The organism is Kitasatospora sp. NPDC018619 (genome assembly GCF_044391605.1).
Classification (GTDB): domain Bacteria; phylum Actinomycetota; class Actinomycetes; order Streptomycetales; family Streptomycetaceae; genus Kitasatospora.
Map to the genome: position 1 here is coordinate 63,605 of NZ_JBISAI010000004.1, position 7,443 is coordinate 71,047.

General features: G+C 76.2%; 7 protein-coding genes. 2 read left to right on the forward strand and 5 right to left on the reverse strand.

Annotated elements, in window-relative coordinates; all coding sequences use genetic code 11:
• Nucleotides 1-197 precede the first annotated feature (197 nt).
• The 5 genes from ACH5AR_RS07505 to ACH5AR_RS07525 form a co-directional block, all read right to left on the reverse strand.
• Complete coding sequence (locus ACH5AR_RS07505) at nucleotides 198-1,346, reverse strand: LPXTG cell wall anchor domain-containing protein (protein ID WP_396300425.1); 1,149 nt, start codon at nucleotides 1,344-1,346, stop codon at nucleotides 198-200.
• A 371-nt stretch (nucleotides 1,347-1,717) separates the two neighbouring features.
• A complete protein-coding gene (locus ACH5AR_RS07510; protein WP_396300426.1) occupies nucleotides 1,718-2,296 on the reverse strand; it encodes an NAD(P)H-dependent oxidoreductase in 579 nt (192 codons plus the stop codon).
• A gap of 126 nt (nucleotides 2,297-2,422) precedes the next feature.
• Nucleotides 2,423-3,307 carry an NAD(P)-dependent oxidoreductase gene (locus tag ACH5AR_RS07515; RefSeq protein ID WP_396300427.1) on the reverse strand — a complete coding sequence of 295 codons (885 nt, stop codon included), beginning with the start codon at nucleotides 3,305-3,307 and terminating at the stop codon, nucleotides 2,423-2,425.
• Nucleotides 3,308-3,396: 89 nt separating this feature from the next.
• Entirely contained in the window at nucleotides 3,397-3,822 is a 426-nt protein-coding gene (locus ACH5AR_RS07520) for a hypothetical protein (protein ID WP_396300428.1), read from the reverse strand.
• Between the two features lie 151 nt (nucleotides 3,823-3,973).
• The gene (locus ACH5AR_RS07525; protein WP_396300429.1) at nucleotides 3,974-4,534 is read right to left on the reverse strand and encodes a heme-binding protein; all 561 of its coding nucleotides are present in this window, start codon (nucleotides 4,532-4,534) and stop codon (nucleotides 3,974-3,976) included.
• Between the two features lie 379 nt (nucleotides 4,535-4,913).
• Here ACH5AR_RS07525 and ACH5AR_RS07530 point away from each other — a divergent pair, with 379 nt between their 5' ends.
• Nucleotides 4,914-6,146, forward strand: coding sequence for a sensor histidine kinase (locus ACH5AR_RS07530; protein ID WP_396300430.1), 1,233 nt, complete (start codon nucleotides 4,914-4,916; stop codon nucleotides 6,144-6,146).
• Between the two features lie 112 nt (nucleotides 6,147-6,258).
• Nucleotides 6,259-6,921: a response regulator gene (locus ACH5AR_RS07535; RefSeq protein WP_396300431.1), complete on the forward strand. Its 663-nt coding sequence runs from the start codon at nucleotides 6,259-6,261 to the stop codon at nucleotides 6,919-6,921.
• Nucleotides 6,922-7,443: the final 522 nt, after the last annotated feature.

Consider the following 7,443-nt stretch of genomic DNA (forward strand, 5'->3'; position numbering starts at 1 on the left):
CACGTGTGAACGCCCCGGGGCCCCCCCCCCGACGGGCGTTACATTCTTTTTCCCCCTTTACACCCCCCGGGCCCCCCCCCCCCCCCCCTTCCCGGGGGGGGGGGGGGCGCCCGGGGCGGGCGGCACCGGGCCTGCGGGGGCGCCTACGGGGGGCTCCCGGAGCAGCGCGTCCGGGACGGGCCGGACGCGCTCCGGGCTCAGCCCTGCTGGGCGGACTTGCGGCGGCGCAGCAGCACCAGGGTGCCGACACCGGCCGCCAGGACGGCGCCGCCGGTGGCCGCGATGGCGGTGGTGTGGTCGCCGCCACCGGTCTGGGCCAGGGCCTTGTCGGCGTCGTCCGCGGCGGCCCTGGCCTTGTCGACGGCGGCCGGGGTCAGCGGCGGCGGGGTGATGACCGGGGGCTCCACCGGGAAGTCGATCGGGCCGGCGGTGTCGCCACCGCTCTCGGCCGGGGCCGGGGCGGTGGCCGAGCCGGAGGGCTCGCCGGTGGCCGGGGTGGTCGGCTTCTCGGTGGGCTTCTCGGTCGGCTTCTCCGTCGGCTTCTCGGTGGGCTTCTCGGTCGGCGTGGTGGTCGCCGGCGTGGTCGGCGTGTTGGTCGCCGGGGCCGACGGGGAGCCGCTCGCGGTCGGGCTGGGCTTGCCGGTCTGGGTCGGCGTCGGGCTGGGCTTGCCGGTGTGCGTCGCGGTGGGCGTCGGGGTCGGCTTGCCGCCGGGCGCCTTGATGACGAAGCCCACGCCGCCGTCGCAGCTGAGGTGGCCGTTGTCGACCGGCTGGTGGCTGGTGTCGTCGAGCTGGGCGGCGAAGACGACCGGGACGACGCCGGCCCGGCCGAGCGGGGCGCCGTCGGTGAAGGACGCCCGGACCTTGATCGGGACGTTCTTGCCGCGGTTCACGCCCAGCAGGTCGTCGGCGACCGGGTTGCCGGCGCCGTCGAGGGCGCCGAGCATCATCAGGACGGAGTCGTTCTTCTCCCCGCTCTTGTCGGGGGCGACAACCGCCGTCTGCCACTCGCCCCCGGGGAGGCGGTACTGGACCTTGAGGTCCTTCGCCTGGAGCGAGCCCGCCTTGCTCTTGAACTTGAGCAGCGGGATGAAGACGAAGTCGTGCTTCGTCCGGTTGTCGACCTTGAAGGTGAACTCGCGGGCGTCGCCGCCGGCGATGAAGGTGCCGGGCACGCCGTTCAGCGAGAGGTCGAGGCTCGCGTGCGACGCCTTGTCGGCCGCCGGGGCGGAGGCCGACGGAGTGCCGGTGACGCCGACGGCCATGGCGCCCTGGGCGCCGGCCAGGACCAGCGAGGACGCGAGCGCGGCGGCTCCGGCAAAGGCAAGACTGCGACGTATGGACAAGGAGACCTCACGGAAGTGTCCGGGCGAGGCCCGGGCGCGAGGGGGCGGCCGCAGACGCCACGAACCCCCCGCGAAGCTGAAAGTCCGACGGAGAGTACCGAACGATCCGGCCGCTCCGGAAGCCGGGTGGCACGCTGCGATCCGACTTCGGCACAGGCCTGTCCGAATCGCCCAACTCTGGCCAGCAGAAGGGCTTTTGCTCCGCGCCTGGCGGCTGTCCCTCGGGTGACGGGTACACGTCCGGAGGACGGTGCCGGGCGGGACGGGCGGGACGGACCGGCTGCGCGTGCCGGGCGTGCGCGCGGGTGCGCACGCCCGGCCGTTCAGGCGGTCAGCCGGCCTCTCGGCCCGTCGGTCAGCCGGTCCGTGGGTCAGCCCGCGAAGAAGGACTTGGCCGCGAGCACCGCGCGCTCGTCGTCCAGCACGTCGCCCGGGCGGCTGCCGGTGCCCAGCAGCACCCCGCCCCACCGCATCCCCATGTACTCGGCGGTCAGCCGGAGGGTGCCGATCAGCGGCTCGGCCTTGTCGTCCTCGGTGGCCAGGGCGGTCACGCCCCAGATGGTGCCGCCGCGCATCCCGTCGCGGAACCCCGAGCCGGGCACCCGGAACCAGGCCGACCAGTAGTCGAGGTAGAGCTTGGCGCTGGTCGGCAGCGAGTACCAGTACAGCGGCGCGACGAAGACCAGGTCGGTGGCGGCGAGCGTGGCGTCCAGCAGCGTCCGCTCGTGGCCGGACGGCTCGGGGTAGGTGCCGTCGCCGGTGTGCCGCAGGTCCCGGAAGGGCGGCAGCGGGTGCTCGTCCAGCCGCAGCCAGCGCTGTTCGGCACCGGCCGGCAGGCTCGACTCGGCGGCCAGCCGGGCGAGCCGGGCCGAGTTGCCGTCGGGGCGCGCACTGGCGTCGAGGAACAGGAAACGGCGCGGCGCCTCGGCGCCGGGCGGCTGATCGGCCATCAGGCCTCCTCCGTCGTGGATGGGATGCGGACGCAGGAGTGAGCAGCCGTCGAACGCCGGTTTATTCCGCGCCGGTGCCAACCCCCGGGAGACGCCCGGGGATTGGTGCGCGGACGACCCGTCCGGTCAGTCGGGCAGACCGGCCCGGCGGCGGGCGACGTCGGCGACGGCCGCCCAGTCCTTCTCGCCGTCGCCGTGGGCCAGGGCGTCCAGGAAGGCGTCCCGCAGGATGCCGCCGAAGGGCAGCGGGACGTTGCGCGCGGCCCCCGCCTCCAGTGCGAGGTTGACGTCCTTCAGCCCGAGCGGCAGCCGGAACCCGGCCGGCTCGTAGCGGCGCTCGGCCACCATCGCGCCGTACCCGCTGTGCACCGGCCCGGGGAAGAGCGTGCCGGTGAGCATCTCGACCAGGTCGGTCGGCCGGATCCCGTGCGCCTCGGCCAGGCTGCACGCCTCGGCCGTCGACTCGATCGCGCAGGCGATCAGGAAGTTGGCGCTGATCTTGGCCGTGTTGGCCTGCCGGGGAGCCGCACCGAAGTGCCAGGTGCGCTCGCCCATCGCGGCGAACAGCGGCTCGGCCCGCTCCAGCAGCGCCGGCGCCCCCGCGGCCAGGATGTTCAGCCGCCCCGCCGCCGCGACCGGCGGCCGGCCGAGGACGGGAGCGGCGACGTACCCGACGCCGTGCTCGGCGTGCAGCGCCTCGGCCCGCTCGGCGATGGCCAGCGAGACGGTCGCCATGTTGACGTGCAGGGTCGCCTTCGCACCGGCCAGCAGCGCCGGGTCGAGCAGCAGCTGCTCGACCGCCGTGTCGTTGGCGAGCATGGAGACCACCGTGTCGGCGGCGAACACCTCGGCGAGCGAACCGGCCGCCTCCGCGCCCTCGGCCACCAGGGCGGCCACCGGCTCGGGCGAGCGGTTCCAGACCCGTACGGCGTGGCCGGCCCGCAGCAGGCTGCCGGCCATGCCGCGGCCCATCGCGCCCAGCCCCACGAAGCCGATCGTCTGCCCGGTCATCCCCGCACTCCCGTCGCCGGTTCCCGCTCGTGTGCGACCGACTGTACGTCAGGGCGTCCGTCCGCGGGGCGGCACGGCCGGGCCGCGGCTCAGGCGCAGGCGCGGGCCGGCATCCGGGAGCGGTCGGCGGCCGCACCGCGCTGCAGCTCGGCGACCACCCGGCCGCGCAGCAGCTCGTACTGGGCCTGGAGCCGGCCGGGGCGGGCCGGGCGGGCGACCGGACGGCCGGGGCCGACCAGCTCGTCCGGCCCGAACTGCTCGCGGGTGAGGTCGATCTCGAAGCCGGTGGCGAAGCGGTTCCACCAGTGGAGGTCCGTCCGCACGCCGTCGACGTACACCTCGCCCATCATGAGGTCGCCGCCGAGCAGGTCGTGCACCACCATCGCCGTCACCCCGCACTGGCCGCGGGCGGGGTTGTCGGGACGCCAGTGGGCCAGATCCTCGGGCGCACAGGTGTCGACACCCCAGGAGGAGCGGATCGCACGTTCGATGTCGTTGAGGGTCCACGCCGTCATACCGGGAAGCCTGCCACGCGGCACTGACAGCGGCACCGGCTTTTCGAAGGGTCATCCCGTGTTCTGCGGCGACCCTCCCGGCGTTCACCCGAACGAGACCAACGGCCCGGCCGCCCCGCGCCCGTGCGGGGCGGGGCGGCCGGGCCGGCGGTCACTTCGCCAGCTCGGCGACGCCCGCCTGCGCGAACTGCTCGTCCAGGTCGCCGCTGGGCGCGCCCGCGACACCGACGGCCGCGATCGGAGCGCCCTTCGACTGGATCGGGGCACCGCCGGCCAGGAACAGCGTGCCCGGGATGTCCTTCAGGTTCGGGGCCTGGGCCAGGCGCTTGGCCAGCTCCGAGGTCGGGGCGTTCCAGGACACCGCGGTGAAGGCCTTGCGCTCGGCCGAGACCGGGGCCTGCGGGCCAGCGCCGTCGCCCTTCAGCAGGACCCGGGTCACCCCGTCGCGGTCGACCACCGCGACGGACACGTGCTGGCCGGCCTTGGTGGCCGCGTCCAGGGCGGCCTGGGCGGCGCGGGTCGCGGCGTCGATGGTCAGACCGCTGGAGGCGGCCAGGTTCTTGTTCTGGGTGTCGGCCTTCGCCGCGACCGGGGCGGCCGGGGTGTCGGTGGACTCGGCGCTGGCCGAGACGGCGCCCACGGTGGCGGCGGCGAGCGCGGCGGCGGCGACGGTGCCGGTCAGCACCCGGGTGCGCACGGAGGTCTTCTTCATGGTCCAGCTCCTCAGCGGATCGGCGGGGTGGGGCGAGGGGGTACGGGGGCCGCCGGACCGGCGGGGGGATCGTCCGGCGGCGTGCTTCGATCCTCCGCCCGGGGAAGGGGCCGCGGCATCGGCGGTCCGGCGCGGGCGGCCGGGCATGATGGAGGACGGCGGCGTCAACCGATCGGCTGATGCGGCCCCAGGCCGGACGGGTCAGCATCGAGGGATCGACGCAGGTCGGTGGCGGTCGGGCCGGTCGGGCCGGGCCGTTGCCGGTCGGGGCTGCCGGGGCGGGCCGGTGCCGCCCGCGCGCAGCGCGCACCGCCCGGGCAGGTACCGCCCGCACAGGCACCACCCGCGCACGCACCACCCGTCCAGCCAGGAGCCACCCGTGCAGCAGCCCCGCCCGACCGGTCCGCCCGGTCCGCCCGGCCTGCTCGGCCCCGGGGCAGGCGATCCGGACGCCGGCCGGCTCGCACTGCTGCTGGGCTCCGCCTTCCTGCTGCTGCTCGCCGCCGCGCTCAGCCGCTACCTCACCCACCACGCCGGCAGCGCCCAGGCGCCCTGGGTGGTCGGGCTGAGCGCCGCCCTCGCGGTCGCCCAGCCGGCCGGGTCCTGGCTCGACCACCGCCGGCCGGCCGCCCCGGACCGGCACCGCCGGTGGGCGCTGGCGCTGGTGGTGGCGCTCTGGGTGGTGCTGGTCCTGCTCGCGCCCAGCTTCGCCTGGTGCGCCGTCCCGCTGATCTACACCGCGCTGCGGGCACTGCCCGCGAAGGCGGCGATCCCGCTGGTCGGCGCGCTGACCGTGCTGGTGGTGAGCGCCGAGATCCGGCTGCCCGGCAGCACCGACGCCACGCTCGTCCTGCTGCCGCCCGCGGTGGCCGGGCTCGCCACCGGCGTCTTCCTCGTCATGAACCGGCAGGCCGCCCGGCAGCGCGCGCTGATCGCCGACCTGGTCCGCACCCGGCGCGAACTCGCCGCCACCGAGCGGCGGGAGGGCACCCTGGCCGAGCGCGAGCGGCTGGCGATGGAGATCCACGACACCCTGGCGCAGGGCCTGTCCAGCCAGCAGATGCTGCTCCAGGCCGCCGAACGCACCTGGGACACCCACCCGGCGACCGCCCGCACCCACGTCCGCACCGCCGCCGAGGTGGCCGCCCGGAACCTGGCCGAGGCCCGCCGCTTCGTCCACGACCTCGCCCCGGCGGAGCTGTCCGACGGCCGTACCCTCGACCGGGCGCTGCGGGCGCTGGCCGAGCGGGAGTCCGCCGAGAGCGGGCTGCCGGTCCGCTTCCACCTGGACGGCACCCCCGTGCCGCTGCCCGCCGCCGCGCAGTCCGCGCTGCTGCGGATCGCCCAGGGCGCGCTGGCCAACGTCCGCGAGCACGCCGGAGCGTCGACCGCCGCGATCACGCTGTCCTTCCTCGGCGACCAGGCCGTGATGGACGTCGCCGACGACGGGCAGGGCTTCGACCCGGCGGCGGGCGGGGCCGGCGGCGGGCGCGGGTACGGCCTGCCGGCGATGCGCGCCCGGCTGCGGCAGCTGGGTGGCAGGCTGACCGTGGAGAGCGCGCCCGGCGAGGGCACCGTCGTCTCCGCCGCGATCCCCCTGGGCGACCGGTGAGCCCGGAGGCGCGACGGGCCCGGAACCACGGTGAGCCCGGAGGCGCGACGCTCCCGGGAGCGCGACGATCCCGGAAGCGCCATGCCCGAACCGCGACGACCCTGGAGCGCCGATGAGCACGCCTCCCGACCGCCCGACGCCCGACCGCCCGGCCCCCGTCCGGCTGCTGGTCTGCGACGACCACGCCGTGGTGCGTGCCGGGCTGCTGGCGCTGCTGGCGAGCGCCGGCGACATCGAGGTGGTCGGCGAGGCCAGCACCGGCGAGGAGGCCGTCGCCCTGGCCGACCGGCTGGCGCCGCAGGTCGTCCTGATGGACCTCCAGCTCGGCGACGGCATCGACGGCGTGGAGGCCACCCGGCGGATCACCGCCTCCGCGGGCGGGCCGCACGTCCTGGTGCTCACCACCTACGACACCGACGCCGACATCACCCGGGCGATCGCCGCCGGCGCCACCGGCTACCTGTTGAAGGCCGAGCGGCCGGAGGAGTTGTTCGCCGCCGTGCACGCTGCCGCGCAGGGCCGTACGGTGCTCTCACCGCCGGTCGCCTCCCGGGTGATGGCGCAGATGCGCGCGCCCGCGCGGCAGCTCACCGAGCGCGAGCAGGACATCCTCGGACAGCTGGCGCAGGGGCTGGGCAACCGGGAGATCGCCCGGGCGCTGTTCATCAGCGAGGCGACGGTGAAGACCCACCTGGGCCGGATCTACGACAAGTTGGGCGTGGACACCAGGGCGGGCGCGGTGGCGGTGGCGAAGGAGCGCCGGCTGCTGCGCTGAGCCCGCTCCCCGGCCGCCACCCGCCCCGGCTCCGCTGGGCACCTGCACGGTGTCAGTGCGTACTGGCATGATGCTCGGAATGTCGGATTCCAGGGTGGCCGCCGCCAGCATCCACCGGACCCCGAGACGGGCCACCCGGGCGGTCGGCGCCCCCGACGGCGGGACAAACTGCTGGTCCCAGGCCTGTCGGGCGCCTCGGAGCACCTCGTCACGATGTGGACGTTTCGTGGATTCCGCTATTGACAAACCAACCACGCGGTTTGTTAGTTTGAGATCAACGACGTCCCCGGAGGTGGGGGCTCGCCGGGGCCTGTGCGGACCGCTCTCGCCGGAGGGTGTTGGCCAGGGGGGAATCGGCGGGTTTGCCGGGGTGTCGGGGGGAGCGGCCACGCCGAAGCCGCGCGACGAGGCGGGGGGGGGGGGGGGGGGGGGGGGGGGGGGGCCCCCCCCCCCCCCCCCCCCGCCCCCCCCCCCCCCCCCCCCCCCCCCCCCCCCCCCCCCCCCCCCCCCCCCCCCCCGCGG